Here is a 24,841-nt window from a genome sequence, read left to right on the forward strand (position 1 = left end):
CAAGGGGTTTGCAACAATTTTACTTCTTGCGTACGGTGCAAGCGAAACAAGATTTGCAGCAGAAAACAATGCTAGATTGCGCCAGTGCAGTTTTCAACACGCAGTTCCCCCGTTCCCCGCAAGCTTCAATCGGAAAGCGAGACGAGACCGCCCTGATGCCGATGCAGCCTGCCTGATATATCGAGTTCCAGAAGGATGAGATAGACCGCGGATGCCGCAAGGCCGGTGTGGCGGATGACGTCGTCGATCTCGACAGGCGTCGGCCCGAGCGCGCCGATGATGCGCATCCGGTCCGAATCGCCGGGTGGCATCGTTATTGCCCGGCTCTCGCGTGCCGGCTCCTCCGCCATCGACAAGGGGAAGAGGTCGAGTTGCGCAAGCGGCGCCAGGGCTTCGATGACATCGGCAGGTTCGGTAACAATCGAAGCGCCGTCCTTGAGCAGGCTGTTGGTGCCGTGACAGCGCGGATCGAGCGGCGAGCCGGGCACGGCAAACACCAGGCGGCCGAACTCACCGGCGAGGCGCGCCGTGATCAGCGAGCCCGAGCGCATCGCCGCTTCGATGATCACCACGCCAAGCGCGATGCCGGCAATCAGCCGGTTCCGGCGCGGGAAATCGCGGGCGCGGGGCTCCCAGCCGAAAGGCATTTCGCTCACCGCCAGGCCGTTGCCGCCGGTTATCTCTTCGATAAGCCCGATATTCTCCGGCGGGTAGGGCTTGTCGAGACCGCCGGCAAGGGCGGCGATTGTGCCCGTGCCGAGGCTTGCTCGATGCGCTGCCGTGTCGATGCCGCGCGCCAGGCCGGAGACCACCGTATAACCCGCCCGGCCGCAGTCGCGCGCCACCATCGCCGCGAATTTGGTGCCTGCGGCCGACGCGTTGCGGGAGCCGACGATGCCGACGGCCGGTCGTTTGGCGGCAGCAAGTGCGCCCTTGACGGCAAGAAGCGGCGGCGCGCCGTCGATCTGTTTCAGCGCCTGCGGATAGTCCGGCTCGCCGATGCCGATAAAGCGAGCGCCGAAACGATACGCCGCCTCCAGTTCCCGGTGCGCCTCGGCCTCGCTGGCAATGCGGATGGCCCGTGTCGCGCCGCCGCGCGCCGAAAGTTCCGGCAGCGCCGCGAGTGCGGCCTCGGCCGAACCGAAATGATTGATAAGATCGCGAAAGGTTGCAGGGCCGACATTGTCGGAACGGATCAGGCGCAGCCAGGCAATCCTCTGCCTTTCGCTTAGCACCGTACCTGTTGATCCCGCGCTCGGCGCGTCCATTATCCCTTCGCCCCGATCTTGCTTTCCGTTCCGCCCATCAGGCGTGAAATATTTGCCTTGTGCTTCCAGTAGGAGATGAGCGTCATGATCGCCATGACGGCCGCGACCTTTTCATTGCCGAGTATCAACAGGGCAACCGGAATGACGAGCATGGCGACGAGGGCCGACAGCGAGGAATAGCGGGTGGTGACCGCGACCGCCAGCCAGATGGCGGCGAATAGCACCACCATGATCGGCGCGACGCCTAGAAGTGTGCCGATATAGGTGGCCACGCCCTTGCCGCCTTTGAAGCCGATCCAGACGGGGAAGAGATGGCCGATGAAGGCGAAGAAGCCGGCTATGATCGCGGCCTCCTCACCGAGGAAATAGCCGACGATCCAGGCCGCCGCCGATGCCTTCAGGGCGTCAAGCAGCAGGGTTGCCGCGGCGAGCTTGCGGTTTCCGGTTCTGAGCACATTGGTCGCGCCGATATTGCCGGAGCCGATGCTGCGCACATCGCCGAGGCCGGCGGCGCGGGTGAGAATCAGGCCGAAGGGGATTGAGCCGAAGAGATAGCCGATGACGGCGGCCGCAAGTGCGATCGGCAGCGTGATCTGCCATGACATGAGATTGGATAACATGTGCCCCCTCAGCCCTCCTTATCGTCCCGATCGTCTCTTAAACCGCGTGGACAAGCTTTCCCGAAACGTAGGTCGCAACCGCTCGCCCGCTGAAGCGCGCGTCCTCGAACGGCGTGTTCTTCGAGCGGGAGAGAAGCATGTCTTTGGCGACAAGCCAAGGCTCATCGAGATCGATCAGCGTGATATCGGCCGCAGCACCCGGCTTCAGCGTGCCGGCCTCAAGGCCGAAGATTTGTGCCGGGCGGGTGGACATGGCGTCGATCAGCCGCATCAGGCCGACCTGGCCGCCATGGTGAAGCCTGAGGGCCGCCGCCAGCATCGTTTCCAATCCGACTGCGCCATCGGCCGCCTCGCCAAATGGCAGCCGCTTCGTGTCGACATCCTGCGGGTCGTGCGAGGAGACGATGATGTCGATCGCGCCGCTCGCAAGCGCCTCGCCCATGGCGACCCGATCGTCCTCCGGGCGCAACGGCGGATAGAGCTTGAAGAAGGTGCGGTATTCGCCGATGTCGTTCTCGTTGAGCGCCAGATTGTTGATCGAGATGCCCGAGGTCACCTTGGCGCCACGGCTGCGGGCGCGTTCGATGGCCTCGACCGACTCCGGCACGGAGATCATCGCGGCGTGATAACGGCCGCGCGTCAGCTCTGCCACCCTGAGATCGCGTTCGAGCGGGATCAGCTCGGCTTCCTTCGGAATGCCGGAGAGCCCCAGCCAGCTGGCGAAAAGGCCCTCATGCATGACGCCATTGGCGCCGAGATATTTGTCGCGGGTCTCGCAGGAGATGACGGCGCCGAATTCGCGCGCATAGGTCATGATCCGGCGCAGCACCTGTGTATTATGGACACTGGAATGAGCATCGGTGAAGGCGACGGCTCCCGCCTGCATCAACAGGCCGATCTCCGTCATCTCCTCGCCGGCAAGACCCTTGGTGAGGGCGGCTGCCGGATAGACGTTGACGGCGGCCGTGTCCCGCGCCGTCTTCTTGACGAATTCGACCAGCGCGATGTCGTCGATGACGGGATCGGTGTCCGGCATCATGATGATCGAAGTGATGCCGCCGGCTGCCGCCGCCCGGCTCGCCGAGGCGATCGTCTCGCGATGCTCGCCGCCGGGCTCGCCGATATGGACGCGCGCATCGACGAGGCCGGGCGTTGCCACGAGGCCGGTGCAGTCGCGCACGACGGCGCCTTCCGGCGCGCCCTGGTTCTGGGCCTCGCTGCCAGCGGCAAGAATCACGCCATTTTTAGCGACGATCGTTCCGATCTCGTCGAGATTGCGCGAGGGATCGACGATGCGGACATTCTTGAGGACGATCGAGTTGCTCATGCCATCATTCCGTCGGTTCGGGGACCTTGGTTCTGCGAGACGAGCAGCGTCTCCATGACGGCCATGCGGACTGCGACCCCCATTTCCACTTGTTCGGCGATCACGCTCTGCGGACCATCGGCCACCTCGGAGGCGATCTCGACGCCGCGGTTCATCGGCCCCGGGTGCATGACCAGCGCATCATCCTTCGCCGCTTTCAGCGTTTCGGCGTCGAGTCCGTAGAAGTGATAGTATTCGCGCACCGACGGCACGAAGGCGCCGGACATACGTTCTCGCTGCAGCCGCAGCATCATCACGACGTCGGCGTCCTTCAATCCTTCCTTCATCGAGTGGAACACCTCGACGCCCATCTCGGCGATGCCGGCGGGCAGGAGGGTGGCGGGCGCGACGACGCGCACGCGTGCGCCCATCGCGTTCAGCAGCAGGATATTGGAGCGCGCCACGCGCGAGTGCAGCACGTCGCCGCAGATCGCTACGATGATGCGCGAAAGCTTGCCCTTGGCGCGGCGGATCGTCAGCGCGTCGAGCAACGCCTGGGTCGGGTGTTCATGCTGACCGTCGCCGGCATTGACGACCGAGCAGGAGACTTTCTGGGCGAGAAGGGCGGCCGCACCGGCGCTTGAATGGCGGATCACCAGCACGTCCGGGCGCATCGCATTCAGCGTCATCGCCGTATCGATCAGCGTTTCGCCTTTTTTCACCGAGGAATTGCCGACCGACATGTTCATCACGTCGGCGCCAAGCCGCTTGCCGGCAAGCTCGAAGGAGGCCTGTGTGCGGGTCGATGCCTCGAAGAAGAGGTTGATCTGCGTCAATCCGCGCAGCGTCGACGTCTTCTTCTCTCGCTGGCGGCTGATCTTGACGGCTTCGTCGGCCTTGTCGAGAAGATAGGTGATATCCTGCTCGGTGAGGCCCTTGATGCCAATGAGGTGGCGGTGGGGGAAAAAGACCATGACCCTGCCTCTTGCTGTCTCTTGCGGGTCTATAATGAGTGCCGCCCGCCGGGGCAAGCACGCGCTGTGGGCAAAGGCTTATGTCCCCATGCATTTTCGCCCGAATTCCGATAGAGCAGAATAAAGCGAATCATAACTTCCGGTTTTCCTTGCCGGGTTCTTGCACTAGAAGCGAACAATGACCTCCGCAAACCGGACTGACGACAAACTCGCAGAACTCAACCAGCCGAGCCTGTGGTCCGGCATCAATGCCTATCGGTCCGATCCGCTGATTGTCGATCTGACGGCGGCCTTGCCGCGCGGCATCCGTGAAGACCTGGAAAATATCGGCCGCTACGTCACCTCGCCGGAGGCACAGGAGCTGGCGCGCATGGCAAACCAGGGGGCGCCACAGCTGCGCACCCATGGTCCGCGCGGCGAGCGCCTCGATGTCGTCGAGTTTCATCCCGCCTGGCACGCGCTGATGCGTCGCTCCATGTCGGTCGGCCTGCATTCCTCCGTCTGGGATCCGCAGGCCGATATTGAGGCGAAGGACGCGGGCCATAAGGTTCGCGCCGCGCGGTTTTACCTGACGGCGCAACTGGAATCCGGCCATCTCTGCCCGCTGACGATGACCAGCGCCTCCGTCGCGGCCCTCTCTGCTTCGCCCGCGGTGCAGAAGGACTGGGCGCCGAAGATCCTCTCGCGCAAATATGATTCCTCCAATCGCCCCGCCATGCAGAAATCCGCTGTGACCATCGGCATGGGCATGACGGAAAAGCAGGGCGGCACCGATGTCAGGGCCAATCAAAGCGCTGCCGAAAAGGTCAGCGAAGGCATCTATCGGCTCTCCGGCCACAAATGGTTCATGTCCGCGCCGATGAGCGATGCCTTCATCATGCTGGCGCAGACCAAGGAGGGCATGGGCTGCTTCCTTGTGCCGCGCCTGCTGGAGGACGGGTCCGCCAACGGACTGCAGTTCCAGCGGCTGAAGGATAAGGTCGGCAACCGCTCTAACGCCTCTTCAGAGGTGGAGTTCACCGACACCTTCGGCTTCCTGCTCGGCGGCCCGGATGCCGGCATCCGCACCATCCTCGACATGGTGACGTTGACGCGGCTCGATTGCGCGCTGGCCTCCTCAGGCATCATGCGCGCCTCGCTGGCCGAGGCCGTGCATCACACGCGCGGCCGCAGCGTCTTCGGCAGGATGCTCGTCAACCAGCCGATCATGACGCGCGTGCTGGCCGACATGGCGCTCGATGTCGCTGCCGCCACCGCGCTGTCCTTCCGCCTTGCGGATGCTTTCGACAAGGCGCGCGGCAATGCAGAGGAGGCGGCCTATGCCCGCGTCATGACGCCGGTCGCCAAATACTGGTGCTGCAAGATCGCGCCCGCGCTGATCTATGAGGCGATGGAATGCATCGGCGGCAATGGTTACATCGAGGAGCGCCCGATCGCCCGCCATTACCGCGAGGCCCCCGTCAATGCCATCTGGGAAGGCTCCGGCAACGTGATGGCTCTGGATGTGCTGCGCGTGCTCAACCGTGGCAAGGACCTGTTCGAGACGGTCTTCGCAGGTCTCGCCCGCGATCTCGGCCCTGCCGGCAAGAAGACGATCGACGTGTTGCGCGCAGCAATCGCGCTTTGCGAACAGGACGAGGGCGCGGCGCGCCTGCTTGTCGAGCAGCTGGCACTTGCCGCCGGCGCCGCCGAGCTCTACCGGCTCGGGGCAGGGCGCATCGCCGACGCCTTCATCGAGACACGCCTCGCCGGCGGCTGGCGCTCCACTTACGGCATGCTCGACTCCCGCTTCGACGCCAGCTACGTCGTCGATCTGCTCTACCCACCGGCCGCCTGATTGTCGGCGGGGGAATGACGTATCTCGTCGAGGTCGCCTTCCCAGTCGATCCCTGCGAGATCTGCGATCGCATTTTTCTGACGGTGCCTGTCGACGAGGCTTCGCAATGCCTGTTCGATCGTGGCCTTTTTCGTCGCCAATCCCGTAGGGGCCATTGCCGCTTCGAGCAAGCCCCTATCGATATCCAGAGTCGTTCGCACGGTCGCATCCCATGTGTGTAATCTCAACAATACACATACTCGCGCTGCCTTGCCGAAAATCGATGCTGATGCCGCCGCCATAAACGAAAATCCGGCCGCGTCGCCACGGCCGGATTTAGCTTCATTTACGTCCGAAAATCAGCGTTCAAAAGAAGCCACGGCGCTGCCACCAGCCGGCTTTCTTCGGCTTACCTTCGTCGCTTTCGCCATTTTCGGTACGGGTGGATTTCACCGTCGGCTCTGAGGAAGAAATATTGGATTCGCGGTTGGCGCGAACCGGCTTTGCTTCTTCCTGCGCGGGCGTTGCGAGATCGGCGGAGGCTTCGACCACCTCCGGCTCTGCTTCTACGGCGGGTGCCGATTCTGCGACTGGTTCTTCGACCGGCGCTGCGGCGGGCTTGCGGCGGCCGCGGCCACGGGCAGGCTTTACCTCTTCGGCGACGACGGCCACGTCCTCGACGGCAGCCGTTACAGCTTGGCTCTCGTCGGCCTGTTCGGCAACCGTCTCGACAATTGCGGCTTCACCGGGAGCGACGTCATCCGAAGTGCCGTCGTCTTCATCCTCGCTGCCGCTGTCTTCGCCGGCTTCATTCGCCGTCAGCTCGGAGCCGTCCTCCCGGTTGCGTCGACCGCCGCGCTTGCCGCGGCGACGGCGCTTGCGGCGCTGCGATTCCTCGTTTTCGGCGCGGCTCTCGGGTGCCGCGGCGGCGGTTTCGTCGCCCTCGGCGCCCGCGTCGTCGCCGTCTTCCTCTTCGTCGCCGGCTTCGCCTGCAGCGGCTGCCGGCTGCTCGGCATTGCCGTTGCGGCCACGACGGCGGCGGCGACGCTTGCGCTTACGGTTGCCTTCACCTTCGCCTTCCGAACGCGCCGCAGCGGGACGTTCGGTCGCGGCAGCCTTTTCCTCGAGTTCTTCGTCTTCGTCCTCATCAGCCTCGATGACGATGTCGTCGTCCTCATCCTCGGGGATGGCTGCGAAATTGAAGAGGCTTTCGATCTTGACCGGGTTTTCCACGGGCTCGCCGCGGTCGATCGCGAAGTGCTGCGCGCCGACCGAACCGTCAGCATCGATGATAATCGCTACGCCAAAGCGCGCTTCGTAATCGACGATCGTCTGGCGCTTGTGGTTGAGCAGGTAGAGCGCGATATCGGGCGTGGTGCGCACGGTGATGTTGTGCGTCGTGTTCTTGAGCAGATATTCCTCGATGCCACGCAGCACATGCAGCGCGACGGAGGACTGCGAACGGACGTGCCCGGTGCCGCCGCAATGCGAGCAGACCTGGGTGGTCGATTCGAGAACGGAAGCGCGGATGCGCTGGCGCGACATTTCGAGCAGGCCGAAATGCGAGATCCGGCCGACCTGAATGCGGGCGCGGTCGTTCTTCAGGCATTCCTTCAGCTTCTTCTCGACGGCGCGGTTGTTGCGCTTCTCTTCCATGTCGATGAAGTCGATCACGATCAGGCCGGCGAGGTCGCGCAGGCGAAGCTGGCGGGCGATTTCTTCCGCGGCTTCGAGGTTCGTCTGCAGCGCGGTGTCCTCGATCGAGTGTTCGCGCGTCGAGCGGCCGGAGTTGACGTCGATCGAGACCAGCGCTTCCGTCTGGTTCATGATCAGGTAGCCGCCGGAACGCAGCGTCACCTGCGGCTGCAGCATGCGGTCGAGCTGCGCCTCGATGCCGGAACGCGAGAAGATCGGGTGGATGTCGCGGTAGGGCTGAACCACCTTGGCATGGCTCGGCATCAGCATCTTCATGAAGTCTTTCGCTTCACGATAGCCTTCCTCGCCGGCAACGATGATCTCGCCGATGTCCTTGTTGTAGAGGTCGCGGATCGAGCGCTTGATCAGCGAGCCCTCTTCATAGACGAGGCAGGGGGCGGTCGACGCCAGCGTCAGCGTGCGGACATTTTCCCACAGGCGCATCAGATATTCGAAATCGCGCTTGACCTCGACCTTGGTGCGGTTGGCGCCGGCGGTGCGCAGGATGACGCCCATGCCCTGCGGCACTTCGAGCATGCGCGCGATTTCCTTCAGGCGCTTGCGGTCCTGCGGATTGGTGATCTTGCGGGAAATGCCGCCGCCGCGCGCCGTGTTCGGCATCAGAACCGAATAGCGGCCTGCAAGCGAGAGATAGGTGGTGAGAGCGGCGCCCTTGTTGCCGCGCTCTTCCTTGGCGACCTGAACCAGCAGGATCTGGCGGCGCTTGATGACTTCCTGGATGCGATACTGCTTGCGCGGCTTGCGCTGCACGCGGTCCGGCACCTCTTCCATCGCGTCTTCGGCGCCGACGGATTCGATGACTTCCTCTTCACCGTGATCATCATCGTCATCGTCGTCATCGTGGCGACGCTTGCTGGTGTCGATATCCTCGGAGATGGCGTCGGTTTCCACCATCGCGGCCATCGTGCCGCCGGCAGGGGCATCATCGTCGTTGTCGACGCTCGAAGCGCCTTCCGCTTCGACGTCGGTCGGAACGGCGTCTTCCGTCGCGGTTGTTTCGGCGACCTTCTTACGGCTGCGGCGTGGTTTGGCCTTCTTGGCCGGGGCTTCTTCGGCGGCCTTGGGCGAAGCTACGACCTCCGGCGCTGCAGCACCCTCTCCGGTCGCTGTCTCGTCGGCTGCGGCAACCGGCTCCGGCGCCTCCGGCGGCACGATACCGACATCCGGCTGGTCCTGGGTCGAAAGGTCGACCATCGGCGCGGTTTCGACGTGCTCGACGTCTTCGTCACGACGGTGCTCCTCGGCCTCGGCCCGAAGCAGCGCCTGACGGTCGGCGAGCGGAATCTGGTAATAATCAGGATGGATTTCGGCGAAGGCCAGGAAGCCGTGCCGGTTGCCGCCGTAATCGACGAAAGCGGCCTGCAGCGAGGGTTCGACCCTCGTTACCTTTGCAAGATAGATATTGCCGCGGATCTGCTTCTTGTGCTGCGACTCGAAGTCAAATTCTTCTATGCGGTTCCCGCGAACGACAACGACGCGCGTCTCTTCCTCGTGAGACGCATCGATAAGCATTTTGTCTGCCATGTAAGCTGTGCTCCTCGGCGTGGCCGCGAGAGCGCATTCCCGACTGCTGTTGAAACAGAAAGAATGCGGTCCACCGTGGCCGCGCCGGATAATGAAAGTCGCGCTTGACGCGAAGGGAAGAGCAGCAGCCAGACCGCAGCCGGAACCGTTTCGGTCCGGGGCCTGTACACTTCAGATAAAACCTGCTGCGAAACCATCAACAACCAAGCGTGATCGACAAATACGAAGACCCGGTTCGGGTCCGATGAGGTTGCTCCCTGAGAGCGTGGTGGCTGATCCACCGATGAAGTTCCGACAGAAGCCGGAAAATCAGGATCCAGTTCCCGGGTTGAAGCGCATGAGACGGCGGACGATGACCGATGTGGCGCCAGGTCCAGATCTGGCTGGCAGCCCTTGCGGCGACTCTATCCCGTCAACACTTCTACCCTAAAATGCGTTGTATGTTTTCTCTGTCACAATAGCAAGGGAAAAGCCAAATGTGCCATAATATTGATGGATTTCGAATCGCATAGAAACTGGGGGCAGGTGACCGCGATTCGGCAGGTCGCAAGGCGTTTCGCTCTCGAGCGTCCGTTCCGGCCATATCAGGTCCATCGTGGTTATAAATAGGGTGTGGCGGTTTATTGTTTAAGAGGGCTCGGATCGCGGTGCAGCCCGCAACGCGGCGATCGACATTCGCAAGGCGGGTTCAGACGGTGGTGCTCATTGCAGGTTGCCTCCTGTCTGGCCTCGCGGGTTCTGCCGAGACGAAGGATCCGCTGCTGGCTTATGGGGCGCGCATCATCGGCGATGACGCCAGGACGCGCATCGTCATCGATTTCGACCGCGAACCGCGTTTCTCTGTCCATTATATCGCCAATCCGGAGCGGATCGTCGTTGATCTGCCGGCCACCGCCTTCGGTTTTCCGGCGAAGGATTTGGCCGCTCGCGGCCTCTTCAAAGATATCCGCTACGGCAAGATGGATGAGGAGAGCGCCCGCATCGTGCTGACAGCGGCAAGGCCGGTGAAGCTCTCGCTCGCCAAGGTGCAGGCCGACGAGGCGGGCAGGGGCCATCGCCTGGTGCTCGACGCCGAAATGATCGATAAGCAGGCCTTTGCCGAACTGGTCAAGACACAATCCTGGGATGATCGGACCGAGGCGGCCCAGACGACGAGCGCCATTCCGGCGCCAGAGAAAGCCGCCCCCGGCGATTTCGTTATTGCTGTCGACGCCGGCCATGGCGGCATCGATACCGGCGCTGTCGGCGTCGATACGAAGACCGAGGAAAAGCAGGTGACGCTTGCCTTCGCCAGGGCTCTGGCCGACCGGCTGAACAAGGAGCCGGGCATCAAGGCGTTCCTGACGCGCAGCGACGATGAGTTCCTGTCGCTTTCTCAGCGCGTGCTGATCGCCCGCCAGAACCATGCCGGCCTGTTCATTTCACTGCATGCCGATACGCTGAAACAGAAAGATATCCGCGGCGCGACGGTCTATACGATTTCGGACAAGGCCTCCGACAAGCTCGCAGCCGATCTTGCCGATCGCGAAAACCTTTCCGACCAGATCGCCGGCAAGGAGGTAGTCGCCGAGCCGCCCGAGGTCGCCGACATCCTGCTCGATCTGACGCGGCGCGAGACGCAGGCCTTCTCGATCTCGCTGGCCGAGAGCGTGCTGAATTCCTTCAAGGACCAGGTCGGCACCATCAACAATCCGCACCGCCACGCCGGCTTCCGCGTGCTGCAGGCGCCCGACGTGCCGTCGATCCTGCTCGAGCTCGGGTTCCTGTCGAATGCCGAAGACGAAAAACTGCTGCTCGACGAAACCTGGCGCACCAGGATCGCCGATCTCCTGACCGAGGCGGTGAAGCGATACCGCACCGGCGTCGTGGCGAATGGCGGCTGATGGACGCCGTTCAAAAAATCCCTCGCGCCTGCTGGAACGGCGGCAGCCTGAAAAACAAAGACTTAGCCTGCCTCGCCTGACTCAAATTCTGAGTAAGATGTTTCAATCAGGAACAGAACGGGCGTTGCTTGGATGTGACAGTCCTGATGAAACGCTGCCGCGGCGGTGATTGCGGCGGGCAGAGCCCTATTTTGCTCACATTCGCGCCGTTACTCCGGCTTATGTTTCCTAGCTTGAGGCGCGGAAACGGCTTGTGGCGGTAGCGCTCATGGAGTAAGCCGCGCGCAACGTGCAAATTGTCTCGATCTGTGCAATCGTTGCGTCTGCGCCGATTGCAGATCGAAGAGACCGGTAGCTGAAAATATGCTTAGACTTCTTGGATATTTCTTCGGAATGGCCTGCGTCCTGTTTCTGGTCGCGGCGGCGGGTATTGCCATCTATCTCGCCAACGTCGCCAGGGATCTTCCGGACTATGCCGTTCTGAACAGCTACGCGCCGCCGGTGACGACCCGCGTCCATGCCGGCAACGGCGCTCTCATGGCCGAATATGCCAAGGAAAAGCGTCTCTTCCTGCCGATCCAGGCCATTCCCGACCGTGTCAAGGCCGCTTTCCTCTCGGCCGAAGATAAGAATTTCTACAACCATCCGGGCGTCGACCTCACCGGTCTCGGCCGCGCAATCCTCGTCAACCTGCAGAATTTCGGTTCCGGCCGCCGTCCCGTCGGCGCTTCCACAATCACCCAGCAGGTGGCCAAGAATTTCCTTTTGAGCTCGGACCAGACGATCGACCGCAAGATCAAGGAAGCAATCCTCTCTTTCCGTATCGAGCAGGCCTACAGCAAGGACAAGATTCTCGAACTCTACCTGAACGAGATTTTCTTCGGGATGAATTCCTATGGCATCGCCGGCGCAGCACTGACCTATTTCAATAAGTCGGTCACCGAACTGACCGTCGCCGAGGCCGCCTATCTGGCGTCGCTGCCGAAGGGGCCGGCCAATTATCATCCTTTCCGCCATCCTGAGGCGGCGCTCGAGCGTCGCAACTGGGTTATCGATCGCATGGTCGAGAACGGCTATGTCAGCCAGAGCGACGGCGCGGAAGCCAAGAAGCAGCCGCTCGGCGTTACCGCCCGCAGCAACGGTCCGTCGCTCTTCGCGTCCGATTACTTCGCCGAAGCCGTGCGCCGCCAGCTGATCGACCAATATGGCGAGAAGGTCCTCTATGAGGGCGGCCTTTCCGTGCGCACATCGCTCGATCCGCAGATGCAGCTCGCCGCCCGCAAGGCGCTGCAGGATGGCCTGGTGACCTATGACGAGCGCCGCGGGTTCCATGGGGCTATCAAGCAGATCGACGCAAACGGCGACTGGGGCAAGGCGCTTGCCGATATTCCCGCGCTGTCCGACGTTCCGGAATGGCGCCTTGCCGTCGTGCTCGCCGTCTCCGACGATAACGTCGATATCGGCCTGCAGCCGGCCAAGGACGGGAGCGGCAAGGTTGCGGCGGACCGTCTTCGCGGCACCATCGACGCCAAGAACATGCAATGGGCCTACCGTTCGGCGGATGGCTCGCGCAAGACAGCGAAATCGCCGGCCGGCGTCCTGAGCCCGGGCGATGTCATCTATGTCGAGAAGCTCGGTGACGACGCGTCGACCTCCTACCGTCTGCGCCAGCCGCCGAAGGTACAGGGCGGCCTTGTCGCCATGGATCCGAAGACCGGCCGCGTGCTCGCGATGGTCGGCGGCTTCTCCTATGGCCAGTCGGAATTCAACCGCGCCACCCAGGCGATGCGCCAGCCGGGCTCCTCCTTCAAGCCCTTCGTCTACGCAGCGGCGATGGACAACGGCTATACGCCGGCCTCCGTCATCATGGATGCGCCGATCGAGATCGTCTCGGGCGGCCAGGTCTGGAAGCCGGAAAATTACGGCGGCGAAGTCGGCGGCCCGTCGACGCTGCGCTCGGGCATCGAGCATTCGCGCAACCTGATGACGGTGCGCCTCGCCAACGATCTCGGCATGAATATCGTTGCCGAATATGCCGAACGCTTCGGTATCTACGATCACATGCTGCCGGTTCTCTCGATGTCGCTCGGCGCCGGCGACACGACAGTGCTGCGTATGGTCTCGGCCTATTCGGTCATTGCCAATGGCGGCAAGCAGATCAAGCCGACGCTGATCGACCGTATCCAGGACCGCTACGGCAAGACGATCTTCAAGCATGAGGAGCGCCTCTGCGAGGGCTGCAATGCCGGCGACTGGCAGAACCAGGAAGAGCCTAATGTCGTCGACAACCGCGAAACCGTCCTCGACCCGATGACCGCCTACCAGATCACCTCGATGATGCAGGGCGTCATCCAGCGCGGCACCGCTGCCGGCAAGATCGATCTCGGCGGCCGCGACGTCGCCGGAAAGACTGGCACCACCAATGATGAAAAGGATGCCTGGTTCGTCGGTTTCACGCCAGATCTGGTCGCGGGCCTCTATATGGGCTTCGATACACCGGCCCCGCTCGGCCGCGGCGGTACCGGCGGCGGTCTCTCCGCCCCGATTTTCAACGAATTCATGCAGGCCGCCGTTAAGGACATGCCGGAATCGAAGTTCGTCATTCCGCAGGGCATGAACCTGATCCCGATCGACCGCAAGACCGGCATGGCCGCCGCCGACGGCGATCCGAACACGATCGTCGAAGCCTTCAAGCCCGGTACCGGACCCGCCGACAGCTTCTCCGTCATCGGCATGGACAGCACCATGGCGCCGGAGGAGATCCTGAAAACCTCGCCGCAGGCCAACCAGGCGGTTCAGACCGGCACGCCTGGCCTGTTCTGAGCCTCACCCAGTTTTGGAAGCCCGCCACGGCTCTTTACATCCGCGGCGGGCGTCTCTATGTCACCAGCACTTGAAGAAGACCGTTACAGAGAAGCAGGGAAATGCGAGCCGAAATCGAAAACGTGGTCGATGAAACCAAGCAGGCTATCACCCTGCTGAGGAGGCATCTTTGACTGGGACCAGGCGATAAGACGACTGGACTGGTTGAACAACAAGGCAGAGGATCCGAACCTCTGGAATGACGCTGCCGAAGCCCAGAAGCTGATGCGCGAGCGCCAGCAGCTCGATGACGGCGTTAGCGGCGTCCGGCAGCTGGAACAGCAGCTGAAAGACAATGTCGAGCTGGTCGAGCTTGGCGAGGAAGAAGGCGACGAAGGTGTCGTCAAGGAAGCCGAGGATGCCTTGAAGGCACTGAAGGCCGAGGCCGCACGCCGCCAGGTGGAGGCGATGCTCTCCGGCGAGGCCGACAGCAACGACACCTATCTCGAAGTCCATTCCGGCGCCGGCGGCACCGAAAGCCAGGACTGGGCGAACATGCTGTTGCGCATGTACACCCGCTGGGCGGAACGCCAGCGCTTCAAGGTCGAGCTTCTCGAAGTCCATGACGGCGAAGAGGCGGGCATCAAGTCCGCCACCCTGCTCGTCAAGGGCCACAACGCCTATGGTTGGCTGAAGACGGAATCGGGCGTGCATCGTCTGGTGCGTATTTCCCCCTACGACAGCAATGCGCGCCGCCATACGTCCTTCTCGTCGATCTGGGTCTATCCGGTCGTCGATGACTCAATCAACATCGACATCAACGAAAGCGATTGCCGCATCGACACCTATCGTTCGTCGGGCGCCGGCGGCCAGCACGTCAACACGACGGACTCGGCCGTGCGCATCACCCATATCCCGACCGGGATCGTGGTCGCCTGCCAGCAGGAACGTTCGCAGCACAAGAACCGCGCCAAGGCCTGGGAAATGCTGCGTGCCCGGATGTACGAAGCAGAGTTGAAAAAGCGCGAAGAGGCCGCGAGCGCCGAAGCCGCTTCCAAGACGGATATCGGCTGGGGTCACCAGATCCGCTCCTATGTGCTGCAACCCTACCAGCTGGTCAAGGACCTGCGCACCGGCGTTGCCAGCACCGCTCCGGACGACGTGCTCGACGGCGATCTGAACGAATTCATGGAAGCGGCCCTTGCTCACCGCATCAGCGGCGCCGCCGATGCGGTCGTCGAGGATGTCGACTGACAATCAGCATCATGGAAATCAGAAAGCCCCGAAACGGGGCTTTCTTTGTTCAGCCTATCGCGCCGGCGTCGCCATCATGAACAGCGCTGCCGATAGAGCGGCAATCTCGTCATGAACGGCTCCCCGCTCGATGCCCGGCGGATCGGTGAAGAGCTCGGCGGCAAAGGCAAGACCGAGCCCTGTGCCCTCCGGCACAAAGACATAATGCCCGAGACCGCCGCCGAATATTTTCAGGGCGCTGCCGGTCAGCCGCTCATGCAGCCATGAAGAACATTCCTCGGCTGGTGCCGCCTTATCGGCATCGCCGACAAGGATAAGAGCGGGTGCCTCGACAGTTTTCAGGCTTTCCTCGCTGAAACCGAGAATGGAACGACCTGGTGCGCACAGGAGCGCCGCCGTGATCCGGTCATCCCGGTAGCATTGCGACATGCGGGACCAAGACTCGCGAAACACCTCGCTGGTGCGAAGTAAGGAGGGGATATGATCGGCAAGATCGGGAAATTCCCTTGGGCCGCGTGGAGCACCCGGCTTCAGCCTTGATGGTTCGAACTGGGAGAACTGGGTGACAGCGCCGACAAGCAGCATGACGCTATAGGCTCCGGCTGAGAATCCGGCCGCGAATACACGATCTGCATCGATCCGACCGGCGAGATCGCCAAGCCAGTCGCGACAGCGGTCGAGCATCAAGCTCAGATCCGGCGCCCGTTCCCAAAGACAGGCAAAACCTTCGGCGCGATAATCCTCACTGCCCGTATTGCCGTGATGGTCGACGCCGAGCGCTGCAAATCCGCGATCGACCAGGCGTCGCGCCAGCCATTCCAGTCCCGCCGCAGAACCGCCGGTGCCGTGTGACAGCAGCACCAGGGGATAAGGCCTGTCTGAAAGCCGAATCGGTGCATCGCGAGCGACCGCCGCCTTGCGAAACCAGCTTCTCTCCTGGATTTCACATTCCAGCGCGTCATCGGCAGCCGGATACCATAGCGACCAGCGGACGGGCCTTGGACCGGCAGCATCCCAATCCGGTCTCCGGTCGTCGTAAAGGACGCCCTCGCGAAAGCCGAGCTTCATCTTGGTCGCCTGTGCGAACAGCGTCTTGCTGCTCAATTGGTCGCTTTCTCGATGGTGACGTCGCCGAGTTCGTCGATCAGCACGGTCCAGCCGTCCGGCTCGGCCGCGGGATCGGTCTTCAGATAGATCGTGGCGAAGAGGCCGGGTTGCTTGATGATGCCGCTCGAGTTTTCCGGGCGGATATCGGTCACGTAAGGCTTCAGGTCGCTGATCTCCTGCAGTTCGATGGTCGAGGCAATCGTCGGACCGATCTCGGTCTGGGCAATCTGCTGAAGATAGACTTTCGACGTCCTGTCCGGCTGACGCACGGCAAAGAGCTTATAGTAACCATGGCGCTTTTCCTGGGTGTCGGAAACGCTTTCGGCCTTGGTGGGCGCCCGCTCGACATCAGGCGCGTTGCCGTCGTCCTCCCAGTAGCCGGTGCTGGTCGCAAAAATCACAGAAGCCGGCAGGATGACGTCCTGCGTGGGAGCAGCGATCGCGGCCGAGCATCCGACGAGGAAAATCGTAGCCATCAATGTCAGGCGCATTGCCATCATCTCAATCCTTGAACTGCTCGGCGAGAATGCGGTCGGACCAAGAGCGGTCCGGATCGGAGAGGATACGCGCCGTCATATGCTCCGACTGAGCGATGCGGACATGCAGCACCGATTTGACTTCCGTATTGTCTGCCACCGCATTCACCGGCCGCTTCACCGGCTCGAGCACGTCGATATCCACAGTCACCTTGTTCGGAAGCAGGGCGCCCCTCCAGCGCCGCGGCCTGAAAGCGCTGACCGGCGTCATGGCGAGCAGTGGCGCCTCGAGCGGCAGGATGGGACCATGGGCGGAAAGATTATAGGCCGTCGATCCGGCAGGGGTAGCCACCATCAGCCCGTCGCAGATCAGCTCCTCCAGACGCACGCGCCCGTCGACCACGACCCTGAGATTGGCGGCCTGATAGGACTGGCGGAAAAGATAGACTTCGTTGATGGCGAGCGCTGTCGAATTGGTACCGTCGGCATTGGCCGTCGTCATCTTCAAGGGACGGAAGGCGTTTTCGACGGCGACGCAGATACGCTCTTGAAGCCGTTCCGTGCTGTAATCATTCATCAGAAAGCCGACCGAGCCGCGGTTCATGCCGTAGACCAGCTTGCCCGAGTTCATGGTGCTGTGCAGCGTCTGCAGCATGAAGCCATCGCCACCCAGCGCGACGATGACATCAGCCTTGTCCTGCGGCACGTCGCCATAGATGCGAATCAGCTCTTCGCGCGCTGCGAGCGCCTCCATCGTCGGCGAGGCGATAAAGGAAAGCGTCTGGAATGAACGGCCCATACAATACCCTTTGTGAAGCTGCTCTAGCTAAAGGATAAATGGCAGTTGCGACAAGGCCGTTTTGCACGACAAGGCGGTTTGGACACACGCAGACTTGTCCGCGCCGGCACGGATTTTTCTTTACAGGATCGCAGAATCTGTTAGTTGGGCAGCTATTGCCCTTGTAGCTCAGTTGGTAGAGCACCTGATTTGTAATCAGGGGGTCGCGGGTTCGAACCCTGCCGGGGGCACCAGCCTGCGCTCTGTAAGCTTCGGCTCGGCGAGCCGAAGAGAGCGGCCAAGCGAAGGCTGTCGCGCTGTAGTTCCGTTGGGAACAAGGCTGATTGGTTCCGATAATGCTCCGGCGCTTTTCCTTGATGAACCCTATCTGAAGGACTGCTTCAGCAGCAGTTCAGCCGTGGTGGCGCAGTATCTCCTCATCGTCAATGAGGAAGCAGCCATGAAGTTCGCGCATATTTTCCTGACCGCAGCCATTTCCCTCGGTGCGGCCCTTGCTGCCGTTGCGCCCGCCGCCGCCATGCCTGTCGACCGGTCGCCGCTATCCGCGCAAAGCGACATCATCCAGATTCATGACAGCTGGCGACACGACCGTTGGCGTGACGATCGTGACTGGCGTGACGACCGTGATTGGCGGGGTAATCGTGACTGGCGGGATGGCCGCGATTGGCGCCGCTCCGAATGGCGCTATGAACGCCGCCATTGGCGGCCGTGGCGCTGGGAAGAGCGTCGCGAGTGGCGCCAATATGATCGCGACATGCCTCGGTTCTATCGCAGCTGAGGATAGTCGTTCGGTGGGATTAACGCGCAATCGCCGTCCGCGTTTCTCTCGACCTATTGCACCGGCCCCGGCGTCGCTGGGCCGGGCGCCGTCGGCGACAGGGGATCGGGCTGGTGAACGGGATGCGACGTGTCCACCCAGATGATGCTGAGGATGATTCCCACAAAGGCCGCGATGAAGAGGATACCGAAAATCAGCGGTCGAATGGCCATGATGGGAATCGCTCCTTCTTGCTTGTGACCGGTCGTTACGGATCGATCGCCGCCAGATCATAATGCTCCAGAAGGTCATTCCAAGGCAAAAAGTGGATTTCTCCGGATCGAGCCGTGCGCCGGGATCAGTGGCGCACGAGCGAAAGCGGCTTGCCGCCTTCTTCACTGGACTTATTGAAATTGCCGTCGGCGCGCATGTCGAAGCTGAGCGACGAACCGTCATGACTCATCAGAGTCAGCCCGAAACCTTCGATATTCCAGACGGCGAGCTTGAGCCTGGCGACATTGGCGGCGCAGTCTCGGGAAAGCGATAGGGGTGCGTGGCCGTCCGCATCGCTGGTGCCGTCGAGTGTCACGCTGCAGAGTTCTTCGCCGCCCGGTCTTTGCATCGCCCATGTCCCGGCAAGGCTCCTGAGGGTCGGCAGGCGATCGACACCGTCGGGTGCCGAGAGCAGCAGCAGCGGTGTTTCGTCTTCCGTTTTCATCGGCGAACCCTCATTCTCGACGAAACGGGCGATGGCCTTGCGCGTCGGATCGATCAGGATGAGGCCGCCATTGCCGTCGAAATTCCAGGCAGCGGCTTCGGCAAGCGCCGGCAGCGGCTTGGAACAATTGTCCTGGCCCGATAGCGAATAGCCGCCGATCGCAAGATCGGTTTCGAGCGTCAGCCGACATCCGGCGCGTCCGTCTTCGGGCGCGACCAGATAGGTTCCCGCCTGCGCCCTGAGAATATCGGGATCGATATCCTGCGCCCCAGCCGGACCGCAGTCCAGCAGCATGGCTGCTGGAATTGTGAGCCGAAGCATGAAACCAATCATGGCAATCCCCCTTTGCCGCGGCCCGTAAGCCGGCCTTTAACTCCAGCCTATGTCTTTAAGTAAAGCCGCGCCGCATAAAGCGCGATCGCCGCGGCGTTCGAAACGTTCAGCGATTTGATCGCGCCCGGCATATCGAGGCGGGCAAGTGCGTTGACGGTTTCGCGTGTTTTCTGCCTGAGCCCCTTGCCCTCCGAGCCGAGCACCAGCGCCACCTTGTCGCCTGAGAAGGTACCTTCGAGCGGCGCCGGCCCTTCCGAATCGAGGCCGATGGTGGAGAAGCCGAGCTTGTGCAATTCGCCGAGCGCGTCGGCGAGGTTGGTGATCTGTATATAAGGTATCAGTTCCAGGGCGCCGGAGGCAGACTTGGCGAGCACGCCTGACTCGGTCGGGCTATGTCTCTGGGTAGTGATAACGGCCCCGGCATTGAAGGCGACGGCCGAGCGCATGATCGCGCCGACATTGTGCGGATCGGTGACCTGGTCGAGCACGAGCAGGAGAGGGCTGTCCTTTAGCGCTTCGAGCCGGCGCACCGGTAGCGGCCGCGTTTCCAGCATGACGCCCTGATGGATCGCCTCGGGACCGAGCACCTTGTCGATCTCGTGCGGCGAGACGATTTCGAAGGGAATGCCCAGCATCTCGATGTCGATTTCCAGACGCGCGAGCGCATTCTGCGTCGTAAACAGCTTGATCTTCTTGCGCTCCGGATTGTCGAGGGCGGCGCGCACTGTATGCAGACCGTAGAGATATACCTGATCGGGCGCGAGCGCCGGCGGCTTCCAGTCCTCAGCCCCACGCCGGCGATTCTGTGGCTGGGGTGTCGGGATCTCGCCGCGTTCGCGCTTGGCGTCGCGGTGGGCGCGCCTCAGATTGGCGTAGTGCGTATCCTTGGCGGATGGGTCTGTCGCGGCCTTGCCGCCGGATTTGTTGTCTTTGCTCATGCGGCTTTATAGCCATGGCGTTCGCTGCCGCATAGGCTTTCTTTCATGTGCCGGCTTTCGGCGGCGAATGAAATTTTTCGTGTTTTTTCCATTGTCATCGTGTTGACAGACGGAAATGCTCCGGTCATATACGCGGCGCAGACGACGGGCGGCAACGCTTCGAAGTCTGACGAACTTGGTCTTCAAGATCCGGACGAAAAACTGGAGAGATGCCCGAGTGGTTAAAGGGGACGGACTGTAAATCCGTTGGCTCAGCCTACGTTGGTTCAAATCCAACTCTCTCCACCATTCGTCATCGGATCTGACCATCCCGCGGGTATAGCTCAATGGTAGAGCAGCAGCCTTCCAAGCTGAATACGCGGGTTCGATTCCCGCTACCCGCTCCAGTTTCTCTTAAAGCCGGTTGATGCGATCGCAGTCGCGATCGTCGTGCGCGCTGTTTCCAGCCGGGGGGGAGGCCGACCGCTGTTGCCGCAGGCGAGAGATCGTCAATGGCCGCGGTTCATCCTTGGTGATCCGTGCGAATTTCCCTGGGATTCCAGCGATTTTTGGAGGGGCTGCGGCGAATCGCCTTGCAGGCGGCGAATTGTCTCCCATATGCGCTGTCACGCCAAGATTGGCGTCTGCAATTAAGTCTTGCGCAATTTCGCCGAAAGCCTTAAACGGCGGCACTAAACCGGTTCGCCGGGGCCACCATTTCGTTCACAGGAAGCATTCAAATGGCAAAGAGTAAGTTTGAGCGCAACAAGCCGCACGTCAACATTGGCACGATTGGCCACGTTGACCACGGCAAGACGTCTCTGACGGCAGCGATCACGAAGTACTTCGGTGAGTTCAAGGCGTACGACCAGATCGACGCGGCTCCGGAAGAGAAGGCCCGCGGCATCACGATCTCGACGGCGCACGTCGAATATGAGACGCCGGCCCGCCACTACGCGCACGTCGACTGCCCCGGCCACGCCGACTACGTCAAGAACATGATCACCGGTGCGGCGCAGATGGACGGCGCGATCCTGGTTTGCTCGGCCGCTGACGGCCCGATGCCGCAGACGCGCGAACACATCCTGCTCGCCCGCCAGGTCGGCGTTCCGGCGATCGTTGTGTTCCTGAACAAGGTCGACCAGGTTGACGACGCCGAGCTTCTCGAACTGGTCGAGCTCGAAGTTCGCGAACTTCTGTCGTCCTACGACTTCCCGGGCGACGACATTCCGGTCGTCAAGGGTTCGGCGCTTGCCGCTCTTGAAGATTCCGACAAGAAGATCGGCGAAGACGCGATCCGCGAGCTGATGGCAGCGGTCGACTCCTACATCCCGACGCCTGAGCGTCCGGTTGACCAGCCGTTCCTGATGCCGATCGAAGACGTGTTCTCGATCTCGGGCCGTGGTACGGTCGTGACCGGCCGCGTCGAGCGTGGCATCATCAAGGTTGGTGAAGAAGTCGAGATCGTCGGCATCCGTCCGACCTCCAAGACGACGGTGACCGGCGTTGAAATGTTCCGCAAGCTGCTCGACCAGGGCCAGGCCGGCGACAACATCGGCGCGCTGATCCGCGGTGTGAACCGTGACGGCGTCGAGCGCGGTCAGATCCTGTGCAAGCCGGGCTCGGTCAAGCCGCACAAGAAGTTCAAGGCAGAAGCCTACATCCTGACGAAGGAAGAGGGCGGCCGTCATACGCCGTTCTTCACCAACTACCGTCCGCAGTTCTACTTCCGCACGACGGACGTGACCGGCATCGTGACGCTTCCGGAAGGCACGGAAATGGTCATGCCGGGCGACAACGTCACGGTTGACGTCGAGCTGATCGTTCCGATCGCGATGGAAGAAAAGCTGCGCTTCGCTATCCGCGAAGGCGGCCGCACCGTCGGCGCCGGCATCGTCGCTTCGATCGTCGAGTAACCTTTCAGGTTATCCACAATCAGGAAAACCCCGCTGGAAACAGCGGGGTTTTTCGTTTTTGATGCATCCGAGCCGTTTAACAGGTGTTGTAAAAATATCGTTAAGAATGCCCGTCACAGTATTTTGTTCATCTCACGTTCAGAAAGCAGTTGTGATTGGCTCATTTTAGTCCAGACTCCTCCTTGTAAAGAGGAGAGTCGGGATGATTCCAAAGGCCACATTCGTTGCGACGATATTCGCGATGTATGTTTTCACGATGTTTTTCATCGCTGCGATTCCGCAAGAGGTTGTTCAATCGGCCGGAGTGCAGATCAATGAGGTAAGCGTCGTCAAGTGACGACCTTACCAGTTCATCGCACGGGGCTGCGGTGATAGGGCAATAATGGGCCAGGTGCTCCCGGATAGGGTGCTCCTGGCGCGGCGGGGTGAAACCCCTCGCAGGACGCTCGCTTGCTCTTCGCGCGGAAGCGTCTAACTATGCCTCCGGTTTAATGATGCGGAGGACTTTTCCATGAAAAAGCGGATTCTGTTCACGGGCGGTTCCGGCAAGGCAGGTCGCCATGCCGTGCCATGGCTTGTCAATGCAGGGTACGAGGTTCACAACCTCGATCTCGTGCCTCTGGACAGCCCCGGCGTCACGAATCTCATCGCCGACATCACCGATAGCGGCCAGGTCTTCAACGCGCTGTCGATGCATCGCGATTTTCCCGATCTCGACGCGGGCAGGGGCGTTCAGCCCTTTGATGCGGTCGTGCATTTCGCCGCCATTCCGCGCATCCTGATCAAGCCCGACAACGAGACCTTCCGCATCAACGTGATGGGCACTTACAATGTCATCGAGGCTGCGGTGAAGCTCGGCATCCGGAAGATCATCGTCGCGTCGAGCGAAACGACCTACGGCGTCTGCTTTGCAGAAGGCCATCGCGACTTCCACCAGTTCCCGCTGGAGGAAGATTACGACGTCAATCCGATGGATTCTTACGGCCTTTCCAAAGTCGTCAACGAAAAGACAGCGCGCGCCTTTGCCGAACGGTCGGGTTTCGACATCTATGCGCTGCGCATCGGCAACGTTATCGAGCCGCATGAATATGAGAGGTTCCCAACCTATTTTGCCCATCCCGAGATGCGCAAGCGCATCGCTTGGAGCTATATCGATGCTCGCGACCTCGGGCAGATCTGCCATCTCTGCATCGAGAAGGACGGGCTTGGCTACCAGGTCTTCAACGCCGCTAACGACACGGTTTCGGCCAATACGCCGTCGAAAGAGCTGGCGAAGCGATTCTTCCCGAATGTGCCCTTCACCCGCGAGATCGGTGAATATGAGGGGCTGCTTTCCAACCGCAAGATTCGCGGGGTGTTGGGCTTCAAGGAAGAACACGGCTGGCGGAAATATGTGAAGGTCTGAATGCTCTCTGGTTACGCGATCGAAAAGCGGACGCTCGCAAATGAGCAGAAGGCTTTGAAAATCGAAAATCGTGCTTGCCAATCCGCTGCCGCCGTCTTAAAGGGAGCGCCATGCATTTCGGCAGCGATTTGCGGGTCTTGACCCGGGCGCTGAAGGACGGGCATGAAGGGGTATAGCTCAGTTGGTAGAGCGGCGGTCTCCAAAACCGCAGGTCGGGGGTTCGAGCCCCTCTGCCCCTGCCATCTTCCCTGATACGGACAGCGCGGCGTTGCTCGCGGCATTCCGGCTGGGGATTGATGGGTGGCAACTAATTTCGTTAAACTTCGGTTTCCCTCTTGTGCATTCGGAAATCGGTGTTTATTTAGGGTTCAACAGACACGCGGTGCGTGGGGCTGATAGTTTCAGCTTTACGCGCCGTAATTGCGTGGGCGGTCGATGGCATCCAAATCCAATCCATTTGCGTTTCTGCAGCAGGTTCGCTCCGAGACGTCCAAGGTCACATGGCCGTCGCGCCGCGAGACGATGATCTCGACGGTCATGGTGCTGGTGATGGTGGTTTTTGCCGCGCTGTTTTTCTTTGCCGCTGACCAGCTGATCGGCTGGGCCCTGAGCTTCGTGCTCAATACCGGCAACTGATACGGGTGGAGATGAAAATGGCGGCACGTTGGTACATCGTCCACGCGTACTCGAATTTTGAAAAGAAGGTGGCTGAAGACATCGAGAACAAGGCTCGTCAGAAGGGGCTTGAGCACTTGTTCGAGAAGATTCTCGTGCCGACCGAAAAGGTTGTGGAAGTGCGTCGCGGCCGCAAGGTCGACAGCGAGCGCAAGTTCTTCCCGGGCTATGTCCTGGTCCGCGCCAATCTGACGGACGAGGCCTATCACCTGATCAAGAATACGCCGAAGGTCACAGGTTTCCTCGGCTCCGACAATAAGCCCGTTCCGATTCCGGATTATGAAGCCGAGCGCATTCTCGGTCAGGTTCAGGAAGGCGTCGAGCGGCCGAAGGCGTCCGTTACCTTCGAGATCGGCGAGCAGGTCCGCGTTTCCGACGGTCCTTTCGCTTCGTTCAACGGTACGGTTCAGGATGTGGACGAAGAGCGTTCGCGCCTGAAGGTGGAAGTGTCGATCTTCGGCCGCGCAACGCCGGTCGAGCTGGAATATGCGCAGGTCGAGAAGGTCTGATCGCGAGAGATGGGAAGCTGGTCCTTGTGGCCCGCTTCTTGCGGACCTTGTCCGCATCCGCGTGGA

General features: G+C 61.5%; 22 protein-coding genes and 4 tRNA genes. 14 read left to right on the forward strand and 12 right to left on the reverse strand.

Annotated features, from left to right (window positions below):
- Positions 1 to 125: 125 nt before the first annotated feature.
- The 4 genes from dprA to AMK02_RS08320 are packed head-to-tail and all read right to left on the reverse strand — an operon-like array spanning position 126 to position 4,168.
- On the reverse strand, positions 126 to 1,268 hold the full coding sequence (gene dprA, locus AMK02_RS08305) for a DNA-processing protein DprA (protein ID WP_064801868.1): 1,143 nt from the start codon (positions 1,266 to 1,268) through the stop codon (positions 126 to 128).
- Positions 1,268 to 1,888 (reverse strand): glycerol-3-phosphate 1-O-acyltransferase PlsY, encoded by a 621-nt coding sequence (gene plsY / locus AMK02_RS08310; RefSeq protein ID WP_064801870.1) that lies wholly within the window; start codon positions 1,886 to 1,888, stop codon positions 1,268 to 1,270. Before plsY ends, dprA begins: the two co-directional genes overlap by 1 nt.
- A gap of 37 nt (positions 1,889 to 1,925) precedes the next feature.
- A complete protein-coding gene (locus tag AMK02_RS08315; RefSeq protein ID WP_064801872.1) occupies positions 1,926 to 3,215 on the reverse strand; it encodes a dihydroorotase in 1,290 nt (429 codons plus the stop codon).
- Positions 3,212 to 4,168 carry an aspartate carbamoyltransferase catalytic subunit gene (locus AMK02_RS08320; protein WP_064801874.1) on the reverse strand — a complete coding sequence of 319 codons (957 nt, stop codon included), beginning with the start codon at positions 4,166 to 4,168 and terminating at the stop codon, positions 3,212 to 3,214. Before AMK02_RS08320 ends, AMK02_RS08315 begins: the two co-directional genes overlap by 4 nt.
- Positions 4,169 to 4,346: 178 nt before the next feature.
- Here AMK02_RS08320 and AMK02_RS08325 point away from each other — a divergent pair, with 178 nt between their 5' ends.
- Positions 4,347 to 6,005: an acyl-CoA dehydrogenase family protein gene (locus AMK02_RS08325; protein ID WP_064801876.1), complete on the forward strand. Its 1,659-nt coding sequence runs from the start codon at positions 4,347 to 4,349 to the stop codon at positions 6,003 to 6,005.
- Here the strand turns inward: AMK02_RS08325 and AMK02_RS08330 are convergent.
- The gene (locus AMK02_RS08330) at positions 5,987 to 6,205 is read right to left on the reverse strand and encodes a type II toxin-antitoxin system VapB family antitoxin (RefSeq protein ID WP_064801877.1); all 219 of its coding nucleotides are present in this window, start codon (positions 6,203 to 6,205) and stop codon (positions 5,987 to 5,989) included. The genes AMK02_RS08325 and AMK02_RS08330 overlap by 19 nt on opposite strands.
- Before the next feature lie 145 nt (positions 6,206 to 6,350).
- Complete coding sequence (locus AMK02_RS08335) at positions 6,351 to 9,224, reverse strand: ribonuclease E/G (protein WP_064801879.1); 2,874 nt, start codon at positions 9,222 to 9,224, stop codon at positions 6,351 to 6,353.
- Between the two features lie 623 nt (positions 9,225 to 9,847).
- On the opposite strand from AMK02_RS08335, the gene AMK02_RS08340 reads away from it, so the two are divergent.
- The 3 genes from AMK02_RS08340 (at position 9,848) to prfB (ending at position 15,163) form a co-directional block, all read left to right on the forward strand.
- A complete protein-coding gene (locus tag AMK02_RS08340; RefSeq protein WP_064801881.1) occupies positions 9,848 to 11,107 on the forward strand; it encodes an N-acetylmuramoyl-L-alanine amidase in 1,260 nt (419 codons plus the stop codon).
- 363 nt (positions 11,108 to 11,470) lie between these two features.
- The gene (locus AMK02_RS08345) at positions 11,471 to 13,930 is read left to right on the forward strand and encodes a penicillin-binding protein 1A (protein ID WP_064801883.1); all 2,460 of its coding nucleotides are present in this window, start codon (positions 11,471 to 11,473) and stop codon (positions 13,928 to 13,930) included.
- A gap of 101 nt (positions 13,931 to 14,031) precedes the next feature.
- A protein-coding gene (prfB, locus tag AMK02_RS08350) for a peptide chain release factor 2 (RefSeq protein ID WP_164517776.1) occupies positions 14,032 to 15,163 on the forward strand; the annotation gives its coding sequence in 2 pieces (ribosomal slippage) (positions 14,032 to 14,100 and positions 14,102 to 15,163; 1,131 coding nt in all).
- 54 nt (positions 15,164 to 15,217) lie between these two features.
- On the opposite strand, the gene AMK02_RS08355 is transcribed toward prfB, so the two are convergent.
- From AMK02_RS08355 to AMK02_RS08365, 3 genes are read right to left on the reverse strand one after another with little or no spacing between them, the layout of a single operon-like run.
- Complete coding sequence (locus AMK02_RS08355; protein ID WP_064806082.1) at positions 15,218 to 16,231, reverse strand: alpha/beta hydrolase family protein; 1,014 nt, start codon at positions 16,229 to 16,231, stop codon at positions 15,218 to 15,220.
- Positions 16,232 to 16,263: 32 nt separating this feature from the next.
- On the reverse strand, positions 16,264 to 16,767 hold the full coding sequence (locus AMK02_RS08360; RefSeq protein ID WP_064806084.1) for a hypothetical protein: 504 nt from the start codon (positions 16,765 to 16,767) through the stop codon (positions 16,264 to 16,266).
- A 4-nt stretch (positions 16,768 to 16,771) separates the two neighbouring features.
- Entirely contained in the window at positions 16,772 to 17,545 is a 774-nt protein-coding gene (locus tag AMK02_RS08365; protein ID WP_011424966.1) for an NAD kinase, read from the reverse strand.
- Positions 17,546 to 17,702: 157 nt separating this feature from the next.
- Here AMK02_RS08365 and AMK02_RS08370 point away from each other — a divergent pair.
- Together AMK02_RS08370 and AMK02_RS08375 are read left to right on the forward strand one after the other, a co-directional pair.
- Positions 17,703 to 17,778: transfer RNA gene (locus AMK02_RS08370), tRNA-Thr, on the forward strand.
- A 206-nt stretch (positions 17,779 to 17,984) separates the two neighbouring features.
- Complete coding sequence (locus AMK02_RS08375; RefSeq protein ID WP_064806086.1) at positions 17,985 to 18,323, forward strand: hypothetical protein; 339 nt, start codon at positions 17,985 to 17,987, stop codon at positions 18,321 to 18,323.
- Positions 18,324 to 18,376: 53 nt separating this feature from the next.
- Here AMK02_RS08375 and AMK02_RS31670 read toward each other — a convergent pair whose 3' ends face one another.
- The 3 genes from AMK02_RS31670 to rlmB form a co-directional block, all read right to left on the reverse strand.
- Positions 18,377 to 18,535: a hypothetical protein gene (locus AMK02_RS31670; RefSeq protein ID WP_164517777.1), complete on the reverse strand. Its 159-nt coding sequence runs from the start codon at positions 18,533 to 18,535 to the stop codon at positions 18,377 to 18,379.
- 125 nt (positions 18,536 to 18,660) lie between these two features.
- Positions 18,661 to 19,353: an AprI/Inh family metalloprotease inhibitor gene (locus AMK02_RS08380; protein ID WP_064801889.1), complete on the reverse strand. Its 693-nt coding sequence runs from the start codon at positions 19,351 to 19,353 to the stop codon at positions 18,661 to 18,663.
- A 47-nt stretch (positions 19,354 to 19,400) separates the two neighbouring features.
- Positions 19,401 to 20,291, reverse strand: a complete 891-nt coding sequence (gene rlmB, locus AMK02_RS08385; protein WP_064801891.1) for a 23S rRNA (guanosine(2251)-2'-O)-methyltransferase RlmB — start codon at positions 20,289 to 20,291, stop codon at positions 19,401 to 19,403.
- Between the two features lie 203 nt (positions 20,292 to 20,494).
- Here rlmB and AMK02_RS08390 point away from each other — a divergent pair.
- From AMK02_RS08390 to nusG, 8 genes are all read left to right on the forward strand, one after another.
- Positions 20,495 to 20,579 (forward strand) — tRNA-Tyr (locus tag AMK02_RS08390).
- A 24-nt stretch (positions 20,580 to 20,603) separates the two neighbouring features.
- Positions 20,604 to 20,677, forward strand: a tRNA-Gly gene (locus tag AMK02_RS08395).
- Between the two features lie 333 nt (positions 20,678 to 21,010).
- Positions 21,011 to 22,186 (forward strand): elongation factor Tu, encoded by a 1,176-nt coding sequence (gene tuf / locus AMK02_RS08400; protein ID WP_011424970.1) that lies wholly within the window; start codon positions 21,011 to 21,013, stop codon positions 22,184 to 22,186.
- Positions 22,187 to 22,388: 202 nt separating this feature from the next.
- Entirely contained in the window at positions 22,389 to 22,523 is a 135-nt protein-coding gene (locus tag AMK02_RS32460) for a hypothetical protein (protein WP_257784632.1), read from the forward strand.
- A gap of 174 nt (positions 22,524 to 22,697) precedes the next feature.
- Entirely contained in the window at positions 22,698 to 23,591 is an 894-nt protein-coding gene (locus tag AMK02_RS08405) for an NAD-dependent epimerase/dehydratase family protein (protein WP_064801893.1), read from the forward strand.
- A gap of 166 nt (positions 23,592 to 23,757) precedes the next feature.
- Positions 23,758 to 23,833: transfer RNA gene (locus AMK02_RS08410), tRNA-Trp, on the forward strand.
- Positions 23,834 to 24,026: 193 nt separating this feature from the next.
- A complete protein-coding gene (gene secE / locus AMK02_RS08415) occupies positions 24,027 to 24,227 on the forward strand; it encodes a preprotein translocase subunit SecE (RefSeq protein ID WP_003547514.1) in 201 nt (66 codons plus the stop codon).
- Positions 24,228 to 24,244: 17 nt separating this feature from the next.
- Positions 24,245 to 24,775, forward strand: a complete 531-nt coding sequence (gene nusG / locus AMK02_RS08420; RefSeq protein WP_007791989.1) for a transcription termination/antitermination protein NusG — start codon at positions 24,245 to 24,247, stop codon at positions 24,773 to 24,775.
- Positions 24,776 to 24,841 lie beyond the last annotated feature (66 nt).

The sequence above is a fragment of the Rhizobium sp. N731 genome (assembly GCF_001664145.1).
In the GTDB taxonomy this organism is placed as follows: Bacteria; Pseudomonadota; Alphaproteobacteria; order Rhizobiales; family Rhizobiaceae; genus Rhizobium; species Rhizobium esperanzae.

Excerpts from the sequence above, each read along its gene's own strand:
- dprA (WP_064801868.1), bottom strand. The coding sequence starts at position 1,268 with ATGGACGCGCCGAGCGCGGGATCAACAGGTACGGTGCTAAGCGAAAGG.
- plsY (WP_064801870.1), bottom strand. The coding sequence starts at position 1,888 with ATGTTATCCAATCTCATGTCATGGCAGATCACGCTGCCGATCGCACTT.
- AMK02_RS08315 (WP_064801872.1), bottom strand. The coding sequence starts at position 3,215 with ATGAGCAACTCGATCGTCCTCAAGAATGTCCGCATCGTCGATCCCTCG.
- AMK02_RS08320 (WP_064801874.1), bottom strand. The coding sequence starts at position 4,168 with ATGGTCTTTTTCCCCCACCGCCACCTCATTGGCATCAAGGGCCTCACC.
- AMK02_RS08325 (WP_064801876.1), top strand. The coding sequence starts at position 4,347 with ATGACCTCCGCAAACCGGACTGACGACAAACTCGCAGAACTCAACCAG.
- AMK02_RS08335 (WP_064801879.1), bottom strand. The coding sequence starts at position 9,224 with ATGGCAGACAAAATGCTTATCGATGCGTCTCACGAGGAAGAGACGCGC.
- AMK02_RS08345 (WP_064801883.1), top strand. The coding sequence starts at position 11,471 with ATGCTTAGACTTCTTGGATATTTCTTCGGAATGGCCTGCGTCCTGTTT.
- AMK02_RS08355 (WP_064806082.1), bottom strand. The coding sequence starts at position 16,231 with ATGAAGCTCGGCTTTCGCGAGGGCGTCCTTTACGACGACCGGAGACCG.
- AMK02_RS08360 (WP_064806084.1), bottom strand. The coding sequence starts at position 16,767 with ATGGCAATGCGCCTGACATTGATGGCTACGATTTTCCTCGTCGGATGC.
- AMK02_RS08365 (WP_011424966.1), bottom strand. The coding sequence starts at position 17,545 with ATGGGCCGTTCATTCCAGACGCTTTCCTTTATCGCCTCGCCGACGATG.
- AMK02_RS08375 (WP_064806086.1), top strand. The coding sequence starts at position 17,985 with ATGAAGTTCGCGCATATTTTCCTGACCGCAGCCATTTCCCTCGGTGCG.
- AMK02_RS31670 (WP_164517777.1), bottom strand. The coding sequence starts at position 18,535 with ATGGCCATTCGACCGCTGATTTTCGGTATCCTCTTCATCGCGGCCTTT.
- AMK02_RS08380 (WP_064801889.1), bottom strand. The coding sequence starts at position 19,353 with ATGATTGGTTTCATGCTTCGGCTCACAATTCCAGCAGCCATGCTGCTG.
- rlmB (WP_064801891.1), bottom strand. The coding sequence starts at position 20,291 with ATGAGCAAAGACAACAAATCCGGCGGCAAGGCCGCGACAGACCCATCC.
- tuf (WP_011424970.1), top strand. The coding sequence starts at position 21,011 with ATGGCAAAGAGTAAGTTTGAGCGCAACAAGCCGCACGTCAACATTGGC.
- AMK02_RS32460 (WP_257784632.1), top strand. The coding sequence starts at position 22,389 with ATGATTCCAAAGGCCACATTCGTTGCGACGATATTCGCGATGTATGTT.
- AMK02_RS08405 (WP_064801893.1), top strand. The coding sequence starts at position 22,698 with ATGAAAAAGCGGATTCTGTTCACGGGCGGTTCCGGCAAGGCAGGTCGC.
- secE (WP_003547514.1), top strand. The coding sequence starts at position 24,027 with ATGGCATCCAAATCCAATCCATTTGCGTTTCTGCAGCAGGTTCGCTCC.
- nusG (WP_007791989.1), top strand. The coding sequence starts at position 24,245 with ATGGCGGCACGTTGGTACATCGTCCACGCGTACTCGAATTTTGAAAAG.